The organism is Streptomyces sp. HUAS TT11 (genome assembly GCF_051553595.1).
Lineage (GTDB): Bacteria > Actinomycetota > Actinomycetes > Streptomycetales > Streptomycetaceae > Streptomyces.
Window position 1 is genome coordinate 3,850,490 of sequence record NZ_CP196184.1, and the last position, 15,949, is coordinate 3,866,438.

Here is a 15,949-nt window from a genome sequence, read left to right on the forward strand (position 1 = left end):
CGTGCGGGACCCGGCGCTCGTCGACTGTGTGTCGCTCAGTGGAAGAAGTGCCGCGTGCCCGTGAAGTACATCGTCACCCCGGCCTTCGTCGCGGCCTCCACGACCTGTTCGTCGCGGACCGAACCGCCGGGCTGGACCACGGCCTTGACGCCGGCAGCGGTGAGGATCTCCAGTCCGTCCGGGAACGGGAAGAAGGCGTCCGAGGCGGCGTACGAGCCCTGCGCGCGCTCGGCGCCCGCCCGCTCGACGGCCAGCTTCGCCGAGTCGACCCGGTTGACCTGGCCCATGCCGACGCCGACCGAGGCCCCGTCCTTGGCGAGCAGGATGGCGTTGGACTTGACGGCGCGGCAGGCCTTCCACGCGAAGGCGAGTTCGCGCAGCTCGTCGGGACCGAGCGCGTCACCCGACGCGAGGGTCCAGTGGGCGGGGTCGTCGCCCTCGGCCTGCAGACGGTCGGTGACCTGCAGGAGCGCACCGCCGTCGATCTGCTTGATCTCGGCCGGGTTGTCCGGGCCGTCGGGCGCCCGCAGGACCCGGATGTTCTTCTTCTTGGTGAGGACCTCGAGCGCGCCCTCCTCATAGTCCGGCGCGACGATGACCTCGGTGAAGATCTCGGCGACCTGCTCGGCCATCTCCTTGCTCACCGGACGGTTGACGGCGATGACGCCGCCGAACGCGGACAGCGGGTCGCAGGCGTGCGCCTTGCGGTGCGCCTCGGCGACGTCCGCGCCGATCGCGATCCCGCAGGGGTTGGCGTGCTTGATGATGGCGACGCAGGGCTCGGCGTGGTCGTACGCGGCACGGCGCGCGGCGTCCGTGTCCGTGTAGTTGTTGTACGACATCTCCTTGCCGTGCAGCTGCTCCGCCTCCGCGAGGCCGCCACCGCTGCCGTCCACATAGAGCGCCGCGGGCTGGTGCGGGTTCTCGCCGTAGCGCAGGGTGTTCTTGCGTTCGTAGGTGGCGCCGAGGAAGTCCGGGAAGGCCGAGTCGTCGACGGGCGCGTAGGAGGACGCGAACCAGGAGGCGACGGCGACGTCGTAGGCGGCGGTGTGCTGGAAGGCCTCCGCGGCGAGCCGCTTGCGCGCCGTGAGGTCGAAGCCGCCGTCACGGACGGCGGCGAGCGCGTCGCCGTAACGGTCCGGGCTGGTGACCACGGCCACGGACGGGTGGTTCTTGGCGGCGGCGCGGACCATGGAGGGGCCGCCGATGTCGATCTGCTCCACGCACTCGTCGGGCGAGGCACCGGACGCGACGGTCTCGCGGAAGGGGTAGAGGTTGACCACGACGAGGTCGAAGGGCTCGACGCCCAGCTCGTCGAGCTGCCTGCGGTGGCTGTCGAGACGCAGGTCGGCGAGGATGCCCGCGTGGACCTTGGGGTGCAGGGTCTTGACCCGGCCGTCCAGGCACTCGGGGAAGCCGGTCAGCTCCTCGACCTTGGTGACGGGCAGGCCGGCGGCGGCGATCCTCGCAGCGGTGGACCCGGTGGAGACGAGTTCGACGCCTGCCTCGTGCAGCCCGCGGGCGAGGTCCTCGAGCCCGGTCTTGTCATAGACACTGACGAGCGCGCGCCGGATGGGCCGCTTGGTGCTCTCGGCGGTCACTGGATAACTACCTTTCGTCCCTCAATGCGATAGCCGTTGCGGGCGAGCCGCCCCACGACCTCGACGAGCAGCCTTCGCTCGACTTCCTTGATGCGCTCGTGCAGAGCGCCCTCGTCGTCCTCGTCCCGGACCTCCACCACTCCCTGAGCGATGATCGGCCCGGTGTCGACGCCGTCGTCGACGAAGTGGACGGTGCACCCGGTGACCTTGGCGCCGTACGCGAGCGCGTCGCGCACACCGTGGGCCCCGGGAAAACTGGGGAGCAGGGCGGGATGGGTGTTGACGAACCGTCCGCCGAACCGCGCGAGGAACTCCTTGCCCACGATCTTCATGAACCCGGCGGAGACGACGAGGTCGGGCTCGTACGCGGCGACCGCCTCGGTGAGGGCGCTGTCCCACGCCTCCCGGCTGTCGTGGTCCTTGACCCGGCACACGAAGGTGGGCAGCCCGGCGCGCTCGGCGCGGGCCAGGCCCTCGATGCCGTCGCGGTCGGCGCCGACGGCCACCACCTCGGCGCCGTACGCACGCACTCCGGTCTCGGCGATGACGTCGAGGAGCGCCTGGAGGTTGGTGCCGGACCCGGAGACCAGGACGACCAGGCGCTTGGCCGCGGACTCGGTGACGGTCTCGGCCACGGACTCGGCCACGGCGGGGCCCTTTCTCGGGAAGCGGTTGTGCGGTCGCTCGGCGGAGCGCTTGTATGTCGGCAGAGCGTTTGTATGGTCGTACGAATGCTTCGCGCCCCTGGATACGGGGAACTCTACGAAGCGGACGACCGCCAGCAACGATACCGGCACTCCGGACGGCCCCCACGGGACGGGGCCGTGGCCGGGAGGTAGCGTCTGGGGAGGAGCCGCCCGGGAAACGGGTGGTCGACGCGGGGAACGACGCACCTGCGTGGGACGTTGTCCGGGAACGGGTAGGCCCGCGGGGTACACCCCGCGGCGCGTTCCACGAACAAGCCGCACGCCGGAACCACCAAGGGGAAGACGCACACCTGATGCCGGATCGCAGTCTCCGACTCCCTCCGCTGCTGCTGCGCGAGCGGCGCCCTTCGCCCGTGCCGCCGCCGGAGGGCACGAAGACGCCCCGGAACGGCGACGACTCCGCACACGGCGGATCGGCGGGCGGTGGTCAGGACACGGAGACACCCCCGGACGACAACCCCTTCGCACCGCCGCCGGAGGGCACTCCGGACCGGCCCTGGCAGCCGCGGCGCCCGGCGCCCGGCCGGGACCAGGGGCAGGGGCAGGAGGGTTCCGGCGAGGGCGGACGCACCCCGTGGGGCAGCCAGTGGAGCGACCGGCAGCCGGGCCCGTCGACGGGCGGGCGGTTCGGCGATCGCCCGGGCAGCCCCGGCGGACAGGGCGGCCCCGAGGGCCCCACCGGTTCCGGCCGGCCCGGCACGGGCATGCGCTGGGACCCCACGGACCCGGTGCAGCGCCGCGCTCGCTACGCGCTGCTGGCCGGCATGTGGGCCTTCTTCTTCGCCCTCTTCAGCTGGCCGTACGTCGCCCTGCTGCTGGGCGCGCTCGCGTTGTACTGGGGCACGAGCGCGCTGCGCGCCAAGCCCCGCGGCCCCGAGCCGAAGGCCGCCGCCTCCTCCACGGCCCGCCCGCAGACGACGGCCGCGATCAGCGGCCTGGTCACGGCGTCCCTGGCGATCGCGATGGTGGCGGCCACGTTCACGGCCCATCTGGTCTACCGCGACTACTACACGTGCCTGGACGACGCCCTGACGACCACGGCGAAGCACTCCTGCAACGATCTGCTGCCCAAGGACCTGCGGAACGTGCTGGGGACACAGGGCTGAGCAGGGGCGGGGCGGTCTCGCGGCCCCGCCCGCCGCGACTCCGCCTCAGGCATCCGGTCCGGGTCTCTCGGGACGAGACGTCTTCGGACGCTGCGACAGCAGCGGGTCGTCCGCCGACAGCTCCTCGTACTGCTTGAGTTCGAGGTCCACCCACGCGGTGTTCGGCCCGAGCGCGGGGTCCTCCGCGGGCAGCGCCTCGTACGGCCTCAGATCGGGGTCCTCCCACGCGCCGCGCGACGCGGGCCCGGGGGCCCTCCGGGCCCTGTGCGACGCGGGCCCGAGGCGGTCCCACGCCTCACGTGGCACGGCGCCGGCGTTCCGGCCCCTGTGGCTGTCCGCCGGTTCCGCAGCCGTCGGGGACGGGACCGGAGCCGCCCCCGTGCGCGGCTCCTTCGGCCGCTTCGGCTTCTTCCGCTGCTTCCGCGCTTCGGAGCCCCGCAGCCGCCACGCCCGTACCGCCAGGGCCACCGGCACACCCAAGCCCGTCGTCCAGCCGGCCGCCGCCCCGCCCACCTGCCACCCCACGGGTCCGAAGCGCGCCAGGGCGGCGACCCCGAGCGGCCCGCCCGCCGCCTCCGCGAGACCTCCGAGCAGCAGCCCGCACAACACCCCGGCCACCACGACCGCTCCCACGGCGCGCCCCGCCGGCCACACCGCCTCACGTCCGCGTTCCCGCCCCTCGCACGCGGCCCGTGCCACGAACCAGCCGACCGTCGCCCCCGCCACGACCGGCACCGCCGCCACCGCCCACCACAGGGGTCCGCCCGCCGCCCGGGGCACGGCCGCCAGCAGCGGAAACGGCGGCAGCAGGGCGGGCGGCCGCGTCGACGACAGCGGCCCCGTCACATGCCCCACGCCCAGCACGAATCCGGGCCCCAGTCCGTACGCCGCACCCCACACGGCCGCGTTCGGCACCAGCGCCACCGCGAGGAGCAGCACCCCCCAGCGACCCGACCATCCGTCCGCCAGCTGGTGGAACGTCGACTGCGCCGCCTCGCCGTGCCACAGCAGCGACACCCCGACGAGCAGCGCGCCCCCGCCCACCAGCACGGCCGTTCCGGCCATGGCCGCCCGGAGGGAGTCCCCCAGCCGCACCCGCCCCTCGGCGTCGACGGCTCCGGCGGTCACCACCTGCCGTACGGCCGAGGGCAGCCGGTCCAACGCCCGGCGCACGCTCCGCGGCAGACGTCCGCACGGACGCCCGTAAGCCGTCCACACTCCGGCTCCCGCCGCCACGACCACGGTCAGCGGCAGATGCATCGCGGACCAGGTCCACGCCGGGCGCAGTGTTCCGTCCGTGGCGTACAGCGCGGCCACCGCGGCCACCGCGAGATAGCCCGCCACCACCCCCGCCCACGCCGTGCGGACGTCGACCAGCGGCGCCTCGGCCAACGCCGCCTCCTCGCCTTCTCCGTCCGTCACATCACGTGCGGCCCGGTGCAGCAGCCACACCGGCACCGCGGCCAGCAGCAGCGGAGTGACACCGACGGGCGCGGGCAGGCCGGAGAGTGTCTCGGTGCGGACGAGCACGACGCCGTGCGCCAGCAACCACAGTGCGGCCGCCACGCGCAGCGCACCGCCGGGCCCGTTGTCGGCATACGGGGAACTGATCCACAGCACCATCACCAGCAGGGCGAAGGAGCCGAGGCCCAGCACGGCCGCGACGGCGCCTGCGGCGAAGGTCTCGCCCAGATGGGGCCAGCGGTCCCGCAACCGGGTGCGCAGGGGCGACAACGGAAATCGGCGATCGGTCCATTGGGTCACCCCGCCATGCTGCCAACGACACGCGCTTTACCGGCGTAACAGGCAAAGCGCCGATGTGTCGCTCAATATACGTTTATGTACTTTTACGCATGGAGGGCAGCACAGTGATGCAGAGCACCGCCTCCCAGCTGCCGCGCCCCAAGGAATGCCGACGCCTCCGCAGGAGCCAGTCGCTGACGCAGACTCAAGCGGCGGCCGCGCTGGGCGTCTCCCTCGAAGAAGTACGCGACTGGGAGACCGGTCTGACGGAACCGCACGGCCGGAGGAGGCGGTCGTACGCCCGGTTGCTCGCCGAATGGGCGGCGCACGAGAGGACCGAGGGCAGTGCACGGGACTGGACCACCACCCGCCCCCTGACTCCGCATCAGGCGTTCGACGGGCTGTACGAGTTCTGCGCCCCGGCCCTCGTGCGGCAGGCGTATCTGCTCACCGGCCGTCCCGGCCTCGCCCGCGAGGCGGTCGAGCACGCCTTCCAACTGGCCTGGCAGCGCTGGCCCGAAGTCGCCCTGGACCGCGATCCGCCCAGCTGGGTGCGCGCGGCGGCACACGACTGGGCACTCTCCCCCCGGCACCGCTTCCGGCTGCGCCACCGCCGCTCCGATGCGCCCGCGGACCCCGCCGACCGGGCCCTGCTGGACGCCCTTCTGACGCTGCCTCCGATCCATCGGCGCACCCTGGTGCTCCACGACGGTGCCGGACTCGGCCTCCCGGAGACCGCGGCCGAGACGGAGGCGAGCACCGCGGCCGCGACCGCCCGGCTGCAGCGAGCCCGCGAGACGATGTCCGACCTCGTGCCGGACCAGGCGGCCCCCGAGGTACTGCCGGACAGGATGGCCGACTTGGCGATGTCAGTCCGGCTCCGCGCCGCCCGGCCGCCCGCGGTCCGCTCGGTCGGCGAGCGCAAAGCCCGTCGCGGGAACCGGATGGCCGTGCTCTTCACGGCCGCCCTGGTGGGTGCGACCGCCCTCACCCTGAACATGGCGACGGACCACTACGAGCGTCCGGTGCCCGAGGGAACGGCGGTCCTGGACCTCCCGCCCCGGGTCGCCATGGGCCCGCTGTCCGCCCAGCAACAGCGACTGCGGCTCCTGCTGAAGAAGCAGGCCCACAAGGGGCCGGCGCGCCTCGTCCCACAGGTGCGCTGAGCCGGCCCCGCACACGCCGGTGGGCCCGCCCCCGAAGGAGACGGGCCCACCGGCGTTCAGCCGGGAAGGACTCAGCCGGCCAGGATCTCGCGCGCCAGCTTGGCCGTCTCGGTCGGGGTCTTGCCGACCTTGACGCCCGCGGCCTCCAGCGCCTCCTTCTTCGCCTGGGCCGTGCCCGACGAACCGGAGACGATGGCGCCCGCGTGCCCCATGGTCTTGCCCTCGGGCGCGGTGAAACCCGCGACGTAGCCGACGACCGGCTTGGTCACGTTCTCCTTGATGAACGCCGCGGCCCGCTCCTCGGCGTCGCCGCCGATCTCGCCGATCATGACGATCAGGTCGGTGTCGGGGTCGTCCTGGAAGGCCTTGAGGGCGTCGATGTGCGTGGTGCCGATGATCGGGTCACCGCCGATGCCGACGCAGGTCGAGAAGCCGATGTCACGCAGCTCGTACATCATCTGGTACGTCAGCGTGCCGGACTTGGAGACCAGGCCGATGCGGCCCGGCTTGGTGATGTCGGCCGGGATGATGCCGGCGTTCGACTGACCGGGGGTGATCAGGCCGGGGCAGTTCGGGCCGATGATGCGGGTCTTGTTGCCCTTCTTGCCGGCGTACGCCCAGAAGGAGGCCGAGTCGTGCACCGCGATGCCCTCGGTGATGACCACCGCGAGCGGGATCTCGGCGTCGATGGCCTCGATGACCGCGTCCTTGGTGAACTTCTCCGGGACGAAGATGACCGTGACGTCGGCGCCGGTCTTCTCGACGGCGTCCTGGACGGAGCCGAAGACCGGGATCTCGGTGCCGTCGAAGTCCACGACCTGGCCCGCCTTGCGCGGGTTCACGCCACCGACGATGTTCGTGCCGGAGGCCAGCATGCGCTTGGTGTGCTTCTGGCCCTCGGAGCCGGTCATGCCCTGGACGATGACCTTGGATTCCTTGGTGAGGAAGATAGCCATGGTTGTCTGTGACCTCGTCCCTTACTTCGCGGCCGCAGCCAGCTCGGCGGCCTTGTCGGCCGCGCCGTCCATGGTGTCCACACGCTGTACCAGCGGGTGGTTGCGGTCGTCCAGGATCTGGCGACCGAGCTCGGCGTTGTTGCCGTCGAGACGCACGACGAGCGGCTTGTTGACCTCTTCGCCCTTGGACTCGAGGAGCTCCAGGGCCTGCACGATGCCGTTGGCCACCGCGTCGCAGGCGGTGATGCCGCCGAAGACGTTGACGAACACGGACTTGACGTCCGGGTCGCCGAGGATGATCTCCAGGCCGTTCGCCATGACCTCGGCGGAGGCGCCACCGCCGATGTCGAGGAAGTTGGCCGGCTTGACGCCCTTGTGGGCCTCACCCGCGTAGGCGACGACGTCCAGGGTCGACATGACCAGGCCGGCGCCGTTGCCGATGATGCCGACCTCGCCGTCGAGCTTGACGTAGTTGAGGTTCTTCTCCTTGGCCGCGGCCTCGAGCGGGTTGGCCGCCGCCTTGTCGTGGAGCTCCTCGAACTCGGGGTGACGGAACTCCGCGTTGTCGTCCAGGGAGACCTTGCCGTCCAGGGCGATGACGTCACCGGAGGCGACCTTGGCCAGCGGGTTGACCTCGACGAGGAGGGCGTCCGACTTGACGAAGGTGTCCCACAGCGTGACCAGGACGTGGGCCACCTTGTCGGCGACCTCGGCCGGGAACTTGGCCGCGGCCACGATCTCCTGGGCCTTGGCCTCGTCCACGCCGTCGATGGCGTCGATCGCGATCTTGGCGACGGCGTCGGGGCGGGTGGCCGCGACCTCCTCGATCTCCATGCCGCCCTCGACGGAGGCGATGGAGAGGAAGGTGCGGTTGGCGCGGTCGAGGAGGAAGGAGACGTAGTACTCCTCGACGATCTCGGGAGCCGTCTCGGCGATCATGACCTTGTGGACCGTGTGGCCCTTGATGTCCATGCCGAGGATGTCCGTGGCGCGGGCGACGGCCTCGTCCGGGGTGGCCGCCAGCTTCACGCCGCCGGCCTTTCCGCGGCCACCGACCTTCACCTGCGCCTTGACGACCGACTTGCCGCCCAGCCGCTCGGTGATCTCGCGCGCCGCCTCAGGCGTGTCGATGACTTCACCGGCCAGCACCGGTACACCGTGCTTGGCGAAGAGGTCCCTCGCCTGGTACTCGAACAGGTCCACGCGCTTCCGTCCCTATCAGTGATCTCGCGGTTCGTTGGATGCGTGGGCGTGCCGCGAAGGGCAACGTGACGTCCGCTCTGGGTCACAAGGGAGGCGCACACGGTGTCCGAGCGCGCGGCATGTCCGTCTCGCAGGTTATCGCCGCTTGAGGTGGGGCCCTAAATCGCAGATCACACCTGAGCGGTGATACCTGTCACACGTGCGGCCGAGCCGGCGCCGGACCGGTGCGGGGCCCTGAGGAGGCGGCGGAGCGGCAGGGTCCCACCGGGTTGGGGTTGGCCCGGTGGGACCCCTTGTGCCGCCCCTCAGGGCGCCGGGACGGATGGACCCCACCCCAATGGGGCCATCCGCCCGGCCCGCGGGGCTCTCGGTCGGGCCGGTCGACGGCTTTCGGCCGCCCGGGTCCTCGACCCCCGCGGAGTCCGGTGGATGCCGTGGGAGCGCGCCGCCGCGCTCCGTACGGCATCGCGGGGTCAGACGGAGTACGGGTCGCCGTGCTCCGGCCGCAGGTGCTGCGGGACGACGGCCCCGGCGACACCCCGGACACCGGTCACGGCGTGCTCGCCCAGTGCGGCGCCGGAGGCACGGACGTTCCCGGTGAGGCCGTCGGCGAACGGCGGGACCCCGCCCGCGACTCCCTCCGCGAGAGGGCCGGCCGCGTCCGCGACGCCGCCCGCGAACGGCGGCACGTCGCCCGCCACACCGTGGGCGAGGCCCGCGGCGCTGCCCGCCACGCCGTGCACGACGGGCCGCACGGTGTCGTGCACCGTCTGCACGACCGGCCGCACCGCGCCGTCCACGCCGTCCGCGAACGGCGGCACCTCCTCGCCCACGCCGTACGCCAGCGCGGTGGCGCTTGCGGCGACACCCCCGGCGAACGGCGGGACCTGGCCCGTGACACCCGCCGCGAAGGGGGGCACCTGGTCCGCCACGCCGTACACCGACTGCGCGGCGTCCCCGACGGCCCGCCCGGCGACGGGCACGGTCCCGTGCACGGCCGTACCGGCGGCCGGCGGCAGGACCGAGCCCGCCGCGTCGCCGGTCATCTCCCCGGTCACGTCGTACACGACCGGCCGCACATCGGCGCCGGCCCCGTACCCGAGCGCGGACGCCTGGCCGACGGCGTGCCGCGCGAGCGGCCGGACGTCCGCAACGACGCCGTCGGCCAGGCCGGTTGTGTGCCCCACCGCGTGCCCGGCCAGCGGCAGCACACCGCCGACGGCCGTGCCGGCGACCGGGGGAAGCACCGAGGCGGCCGTCTCGGCGGCCACCGGCGCGACGGTGCCGGGCACGCCGGTGACCGTGCCGACGACCTGCTGCCTCAGTCCCGTGACGACTCCGGTGACATGGCCGGGAACGGCGGAGACACATGCGCCCGCGGCGGCCCCCGCCTCATCCGCCTCGACGGCCGACTCGGCGACCGCCTGTGATGCGGCGCCGTGCACACCCTCGACGGTGCGCCCCGCTCCCGCCACGGCGCTCTGCGCCCTTGTGCGCACCGGACCGCCGACGCCCCGCGCCTGGGCGCGCGCGGCGTTCTGCACGCCCTGGAGCTTGGTCTGCGCGGCGGCGAGTGCCTGCTCCACCTCGGGTGCGAAGGCGGAGAGGGGGCCGAACAGGTAATCGATCTCGTCCCGCGGCGCGGTCGCGTCGGACACGGCGACCGTGGCCGCGCCCGTGGCGTGGTCCGCCGTAGCCGCGGCCCGGGGCGCGACGGTGTGCGCGCGGCCCCGTGCCTGCGAGAGGTGCGACACGGCCGCCCCCGCGCCGGAATGCCGGGCCGCGTCGGCCGTCGCCTTCCCCACCTGGGTCTTGGCCCGGGCTGTGGCGGGGGCCCCGGGCCGGGCCGCGGTGTGTGCGGCACCGGCGGCGGTGGAGCGGGCCGTGGCCGCCGTGTGCCTGACGGTAGAGGCGGCGCCGTCCACCGCCGTGCCGTGCGTGACGCCGGAAACCGTGGTGTGCACACCGGCGACGACGCCGTCCAAGGTGTCGGTGACCGCCCCGACCGTGTCCACGGCGTTGATGCCCACGTCGGGGGTGGACGCGGAGGCCGCGGGAAGTTCGTCCGCGTCGGCGACGGTGGAGCCGAGCGCCCAGGCGCCGGTGACACCGGCGGCTATGACGATGGAACGTCGGATGTTCTTGTTCATACGTGCGTCAGATCCTTCGGAAATCCGGGAGTTCGGGACGTACCGGTTCCGAGTCCCGCGCCGGTGTCGGTGGGGTCGACGGGTCCATGGGGGTCATCGGGGACCTGCGGCCATGGAGGTGTTCCGGCTGCGGCGGCTCGGGGTCCGGTGGCTTCCGTCCGGGACCGGAGGGTCCGGACGGGGCAGACCGGTACCGCCCCCGCGCATCGGGTCGCGCGGGGCGGAGGTGCTGCCCTAGCCGGGGAACTCGGGGATGTCCCGGTGCCGGTCCCGGGTCCCGTCCGCGGTGACCACCGCGGTGCCGCCCATCAGCAACGGCAGCGGCGCCCGGACCCCGAACGCCACGGCGTGCGCGTCTCCGTGCCGCGGCACACCGCCGTCGGCGGCCGGCTGGTCGCCGTACGAACCCGGATCACCGCCGGGGGCCTGGTGCGCGGGCATCTGCGAGGGCCGGGCGGGGTGAGGGGCGTGGTGCGCGGGCGGCGCCGCCGGGACCTGGACGGCCACCGCCGGGAAACCGTGCGCTTCGCTCTTCCGCTGCTCGACGGCGCTCGGGTGCCGGCGCTCGCCATCCGGCTGCTGCGGTGCCGACGGCGCGGGCAGGGTGTGCACCGGCGGTGTCGGCAGCCCGGGAAGACCGGGCAGCCGGGGAAGTCCGGGAAGGTGCGGCAGCGGCGGCTGCACCGGTGCCTCCGGCAGCCCTTCGGACACCGTCTCGACAAGACCCCCGACCGGCCGAACGACCGTGTCGCCGACCGGCTGGAGAAGCGTGCCGACGACGGGCCGCACCACATGACGCAGGGTGTCGTCGATCGCGGGAACCGTCCGGACCACCGAGGCGAGGACGTCGGCCGACGCGGCGGGTACGGCCGGACGGGTGACCGGTGCGACGTCCGGACGGGCGGCGGACGTTCCGGCAACGCCGGTGGTGTGCCCGACGGCGAGCGGCGAAACGAGCGTGCCGCGCGCTGCGTGTCCGGCCGGTGCGGCCGTACGGGTCGAGTGAGCGGCCGGCCCGGCCGTACCGGAGTCCTTCACCGCTCGTCCGACCGTCCCGCCGACGGTCTTCCCGATCCCTCGCACCGCCCCCTCGATCGGGCGCACGGCGCCGGCCGGAGCACCGGACGCGACGGGAGCCGCAGAGGTCTGCGGCGTACCGTCGGCCGCTTGGGCGTGCCCGGCGCAGAGCAGCCCCAGCGCCAGCAACCCGCCCACCACCAGCACGAGATGGAGCGCACGCCGCCCGGCCGCCGTACGCATCGTGCGCAGTGCGGCACCGGCGAAGGGCAGTGCGGCCGGCAGGGTCACGACGGGGAGGGCCTCCGTGCGGCGGAACGAGGCGATACCGAGAACGGCGCATCGCCGAGGATGAAGCGTCGTCGATCCTTGCACGGAACTCCTGCGGTTGCGCAAGCCCTCCGTTACCGATGGGTAGTCATATCCGTTTTCTCACCTTCCCCACGGGTGCCCGCTTTGTGAACTGCCCGTTGTGTCCGGCATATCGCCGGATCGTCATGTCGACTCGGGTATCGGAAGAGGCCGTTTCTCGATGGCCGCCGCCATCACCTCCGGGAACAGGTCGGGCGTGCACGCGAACGCCGGTGCGCCCAGCGCCGCGAGCGCCGCCGCATGCTCGCGGTCGTAGGCGGGCGTCCCCTCGTCGGACAGCGCGAGCAGCGCCACGAACTGCACCCCCGACGCCTTCATCGCCGCCACCCGCTTCAGCATCTCGTCCCGGATCCCCCCTTCGTACAGGTCGCTGATGAGGACCACGACCGTCTCGGCGGGCCGCGTGATCCGGGACTGGCAGTACGCCAGCGCCCTGTTGATGTCCGTGCCGCCGCCGAGCTGCGTCCCGAAGAGGACGTCCACCGGGTCGTCGAGCCGGTCCGTGAGATCGGCGACGGCCGTGTCGAAGACGACCAGCCGGGTGGCGATGGACCGCATCGACGCGAGGACGGCCCCGAAGACGGACGCGTAGACCACCGAGGCCGCCATCGAGCCCGACTGGTCGACGCAGAGGACGACCTCCTTCTGCACGGAACGGGACGCCCTCCCGTACCCGATCAGCCGCTCGGGCACGACCGTTCGGTACTCCGGAAGGTAGTGCTTGAGGTTGGCCGCGATCGTGCGGTTCCAGTCGATGTCGTGGTGCCGGGGCCGGGTGACACGCGCGCTGCGGTCGAGTGCGCCCGTGAGCGTGGCCCGGGTGCGAGTGACGAGCCGGTCCTCCAGATCGTCGACGACCTTGCGGACCACCGCCCGGGCGGTCTCCCTGGTGGTCTCCGGCATCGCCTTGTTCAGCGACAGGAGCGTGCCCACCAGGTGCACGTCCGGCTCGACCGCCTCGAGCATCTCCGGCTCCAGGAGCAGCGCGGACAGGCCGAGCCGGTCGATGGCGTCACGCTGCATGACCTGGACGACGGTGGAGGGGAAGTAGCTCCGGATGTCTCCGAGCCAGCGCGCGACGGACGGCGCGGAGGCCCCGAGTCCCGCCGAACGGTCGCGTCCCTGCCGGGGCTTGTCCCCTTTTCCGTACAGCGCGGTCAGGGCGCCGTCCATCGCCGCGTCCCGCCCCGCGAGCCCGTACCCGGTGCCGTCCGCCGCGTCGCCGCCGAGCACCAGCCGCCAGCGCCGCAGCCGTTCGTCGGCTTCCGCCGTCCCGTTTCCCACGGTCGAGGTCTCCTCCCGGACGGTCGTGTGCGTGCTCATCGGCCCACCCCCACGAGGTCGTCGGCGCCGCCGTCGGCCGCGTCCGCTCCGAGCAGCAGACGCAGCACCGGGACCACGGCGTCCGCCCGCCCGGCGTCCCGCTCGACGGCGAACCCCGAGGGGCCCGAGCCACCGGCCACCGCGCCGCCCCGCGCCCCCGGACCCCGCCGCACCAGCTCACCCAGCGTGCGCCGCACTCCCGGCTCGTAGGCCGAGAACGTGCGCCTCAGCAGCGGCAGTACATCGGTGAACGCGTCCGCCGGCACCCCGGTCAGCCATGCGTCCACCAGGCCGAGCAGCCTCTCGTCGTGCACCAGCAGCATCCCGCCGCCGGAGCCGCCGCCGACGAACCCCTCGATCCACGCGGCCGCGTCCGCCGGTGCCGTCCCCGGCGACAGCACGAGCCCCATCAGCCGCGCCGACTCCGCCTGCGCCAGCTCCCCGTCGTCCAGCAGCAGCCGCACGGCACGCCCGCGGATCACCCCGGGCACGGTGTCCCGCCCGGAGAGCACCCGCAGGACGGAACACCACCGCACCCGCAGGCCGCCCCGCGCCGCCCCGGCCCCTTCCTCGAGCAGCCCGACCGCCCCGTGCACCGCGTCGAGATGACGCCGCATCTCCTCGGCCGCCTCCGCGTCCAGCGCCGCGCAGGCGGGCGGCAGCCCGACGAACACACGCTCCGCCAGGCCCGTCGCGACCTCCGCCAGCGCCCGGGTGTCCGTGCCGCGCACGTCCCCGTAGCGCAGCGCACGCACCAGCGCGGGCAGGGCCTGGGCCAGATGTCCGACGTCGGCGTCGAGTGCCGCGCGGTCGGCGAGGACCCGCATGACCACGGGCAGCGCGTCGGACAACTCCGCCCGCAGGCACCGCTCGGCGAGCGCCGTGACCTCGGCGAGAGCCTGTGCGGCGACCGCTTCCGCCTCGGCCTTCGCGGTCGCGGCGCCGAGCACGGTCGTCCCCCACACACCGGCCTCGGCGACCCGCACGGCCAGCTCCGGATCCCAGCGCAGCCGCCAGGTCTCCCGGAACGTCCCGGTGCTGCCGCGCGAGACCGCGGGCTCTCCCCACCCGATGCCCAGGAGCCGCAGCCGGTGAAGCAGCCGGCTGCGCCCCGCGTCGGTCTCCCTGCGCAGATCGAGCTCCAGCTCCCGCTCCTGCGGCTCGGGTTTGAGCCTGAGCCGCTTCTGGAGCCGGGTGAGGTCCCGCTGCAACGGCACCGCGGGTGCCGAGACCGGCACCTCCCCCAGCACGTCCCCGACGACCAGCCGGTCGTGTACCAGCGCGAGCGGCACATCGGATCCCTCGCACATCACCGCCCGCACCGCGTCGGTCGTCTCGGACAGCCCCGGCAGCGGCCGTCCGCGCAGCGCGGCGAGTGTCCCCGCGAGCCGCACCGCCTCGATGACATGCGCGGACGACACGATCCGGCCCTCCTCGCGGAGCAGCCCGGCCACCCTCGTCAACCACCGCTCCACCGGCCGGTCGGAGGCGGCGAACAGATGCCCGTACCAGCCGGGCGAGTCGATCCCCGCGCCGTAGCCACTGGCCCGGGACAGCCTCCGATGGGTCCAGGGCACCCAGGTCATGTCCGCTTTCACCCTGGGCAGTCCCTTCAACAGGGCCCGGTCGGCGGCGACGGGAGTCCTCCGGCGCAGCGCGGGCACGTGCCAGGCCCCGCACACCACGGCCACGTCCCGGCCGAACTCGCGCCGGGCGGCGCGCACCTGCAGCCGCATGTACGCCTCCCGCACGAGGTCCCGCTCGTGCCCCCCGGTGCCGTACGCCTCCCGCAGGGCTCCCATGGCCTCGTCGAGCACGGCGAACGGGGCGAGGGCGTCGGCCGTCCCCGCGCCCCGGTGCTCGACGACGTCCTCCCACCACCGCTCCGGATCGTCGTACCCGGCGGTCCTCGCCAGCACGGCGATCGGGTCGACGCGCACCGTGTCCTCCGGTTCGCCGTCCTCCGGTCCGCCGTCCTCCGGTCCGCCGTCCTCCGGTCCGCCGTCCGGGCCGGGCTCGGCCGCCCCGGTCGGCCCCGCTCCGTCCCCGCGCCCGTCCGCGGACGGCTCCGGCTCCGCCTCACCGGTCTCGCCCTGCCGGGACGCCGGTCCATCCCCCTCCCATGCCAGCGTGTGCGCGGCGGGCAGGTCGATGAACCGGGCCGGAACGCCGTGTTCCAGGGCCCAGCGGATCGCCACCCACTCCGGGGAGAACTCGGCAAGCGGCCAGAACGCGGACCGTCCTGGCTCGTCCACGGCATGGGCGAGCAGCGCCACCGGCGGCCGCATCTCCTCGTCGGCCGCGAGCGGGACGAGCGGGTCCGCCTCGGGCGGCCCCTCGATCAGCACGGCGCGCGGCCGCGCCGAGTCCAGCGCGGCCCGCACGGCGCGCGCGGAGCCCGGTCCGTGATGCCGCACCCCGAGCAGCAGCGGCCCCTCGTCGGCCGCCGCACCCGACGGCCCGTCAACGCCCGTCACACCGTCCCCCTCGCCTCCGGCCCCACCCCGGATCCCCGCGTCCGTTCACCCCCGCGCCGGCACTCCCGTCCCCGGCCGCCGTGCCGCCCGCCCCCCTCGAAGAGCCCCACCGGAGCTCGCCGGCCGGG

The 15,949-nt window shown here is 73.8% G+C and carries 11 protein-coding genes; 2 read left to right on the top strand and 9 right to left on the bottom strand.

Annotated elements, in window-relative coordinates:
• Window positions 1-35 precede the first annotated feature (35 nt).
• Window positions 36-1,601 (bottom strand): bifunctional phosphoribosylaminoimidazolecarboxamide formyltransferase/IMP cyclohydrolase, encoded by a 1,566-nt coding sequence (gene purH / locus ACSHXN_RS17150; RefSeq protein ID WP_355137372.1) that lies wholly within the window; start codon window positions 1,599-1,601, stop codon window positions 36-38.
• Window positions 1,598-2,248 (bottom strand): phosphoribosylglycinamide formyltransferase, encoded by a 651-nt coding sequence (purN, locus tag ACSHXN_RS17155; protein WP_355137370.1) that lies wholly within the window; start codon window positions 2,246-2,248, stop codon window positions 1,598-1,600. Before purN ends, purH begins: the two co-directional genes overlap by 4 nt.
• A 353-nt stretch (window positions 2,249-2,601) precedes the next feature.
• Here purN and ACSHXN_RS17160 point away from each other — a divergent pair, with 353 nt between their 5' ends.
• Window positions 2,602-3,414: a hypothetical protein gene (locus tag ACSHXN_RS17160; RefSeq protein WP_356111291.1), complete on the top strand. Its 813-nt coding sequence runs from the start codon at window positions 2,602-2,604 to the stop codon at window positions 3,412-3,414.
• A gap of 45 nt (window positions 3,415-3,459) precedes the next feature.
• Here ACSHXN_RS17160 and ACSHXN_RS17165 read toward each other — a convergent pair whose 3' ends face one another.
• Window positions 3,460-5,178: a cell division protein PerM gene (locus tag ACSHXN_RS17165; protein WP_355137366.1), complete on the bottom strand. Its 1,719-nt coding sequence runs from the start codon at window positions 5,176-5,178 to the stop codon at window positions 3,460-3,462.
• An 89-nt stretch (window positions 5,179-5,267) separates the two neighbouring features.
• On the opposite strand from ACSHXN_RS17165, the gene ACSHXN_RS17170 reads away from it, so the two are divergent.
• Window positions 5,268-6,323, top strand: coding sequence for a sigma factor-like helix-turn-helix DNA-binding protein (locus tag ACSHXN_RS17170; RefSeq protein WP_355137364.1), 1,056 nt, complete (start codon window positions 5,268-5,270; stop codon window positions 6,321-6,323).
• Window positions 6,324-6,394: 71 nt separating this feature from the next.
• Here ACSHXN_RS17170 and sucD read toward each other — a convergent pair whose 3' ends face one another.
• The 6 genes from sucD to ACSHXN_RS17200 form a co-directional block, all read right to left on the bottom strand.
• On the bottom strand, window positions 6,395-7,279 hold the full coding sequence (sucD, locus tag ACSHXN_RS17175) for a succinate--CoA ligase subunit alpha (RefSeq protein WP_355137362.1): 885 nt from the start codon (window positions 7,277-7,279) through the stop codon (window positions 6,395-6,397).
• A gap of 21 nt (window positions 7,280-7,300) precedes the next feature.
• A complete protein-coding gene (gene sucC, locus ACSHXN_RS17180; protein WP_059127257.1) occupies window positions 7,301-8,482 on the bottom strand; it encodes an ADP-forming succinate--CoA ligase subunit beta in 1,182 nt (393 codons plus the stop codon).
• A gap of 473 nt (window positions 8,483-8,955) precedes the next feature.
• A complete protein-coding gene (locus ACSHXN_RS17185) occupies window positions 8,956-10,632 on the bottom strand; it encodes a hypothetical protein (protein WP_438303309.1) in 1,677 nt (558 codons plus the stop codon).
• A gap of 234 nt (window positions 10,633-10,866) precedes the next feature.
• Window positions 10,867-11,940, bottom strand: coding sequence for a hypothetical protein (locus ACSHXN_RS17190; RefSeq protein ID WP_438303310.1), 1,074 nt, complete (start codon window positions 11,938-11,940; stop codon window positions 10,867-10,869).
• Between the two features lie 204 nt (window positions 11,941-12,144).
• Complete coding sequence (locus tag ACSHXN_RS17195; RefSeq protein ID WP_355137356.1) at window positions 12,145-13,344, bottom strand: VWA domain-containing protein; 1,200 nt, start codon at window positions 13,342-13,344, stop codon at window positions 12,145-12,147.
• Entirely contained in the window at window positions 13,341-15,821 is a 2,481-nt protein-coding gene (locus tag ACSHXN_RS17200; RefSeq protein ID WP_438303311.1) for a DUF5682 family protein, read from the bottom strand. Before ACSHXN_RS17200 ends, ACSHXN_RS17195 begins: the two co-directional genes overlap by 4 nt.
• Between the last annotated feature and the right edge of the window lie 128 nt (window positions 15,822-15,949).

What these genes read in the sequence shown, in the direction of transcription:
- ACSHXN_RS17185 (WP_438303309.1), bottom strand. Translation starts at nt 10,632, where the DNA reads ATGAACAAGAACATCCGACGTTCCATCGTCATAGCCGCCGGTGTCACC.
- sucD (WP_355137362.1), bottom strand. Translation starts at nt 7,279, where the DNA reads ATGGCTATCTTCCTCACCAAGGAATCCAAGGTCATCGTCCAGGGCATG.
- ACSHXN_RS17170 (WP_355137364.1), top strand. Translation starts at nt 5,268, where the DNA reads ATGGAGGGCAGCACAGTGATGCAGAGCACCGCCTCCCAGCTGCCGCGC.
- ACSHXN_RS17195 (WP_355137356.1), bottom strand. Translation starts at nt 13,344, where the DNA reads ATGAGCACGCACACGACCGTCCGGGAGGAGACCTCGACCGTGGGAAAC.
- ACSHXN_RS17160 (WP_356111291.1), top strand. Translation starts at nt 2,602, where the DNA reads ATGCCGGATCGCAGTCTCCGACTCCCTCCGCTGCTGCTGCGCGAGCGG.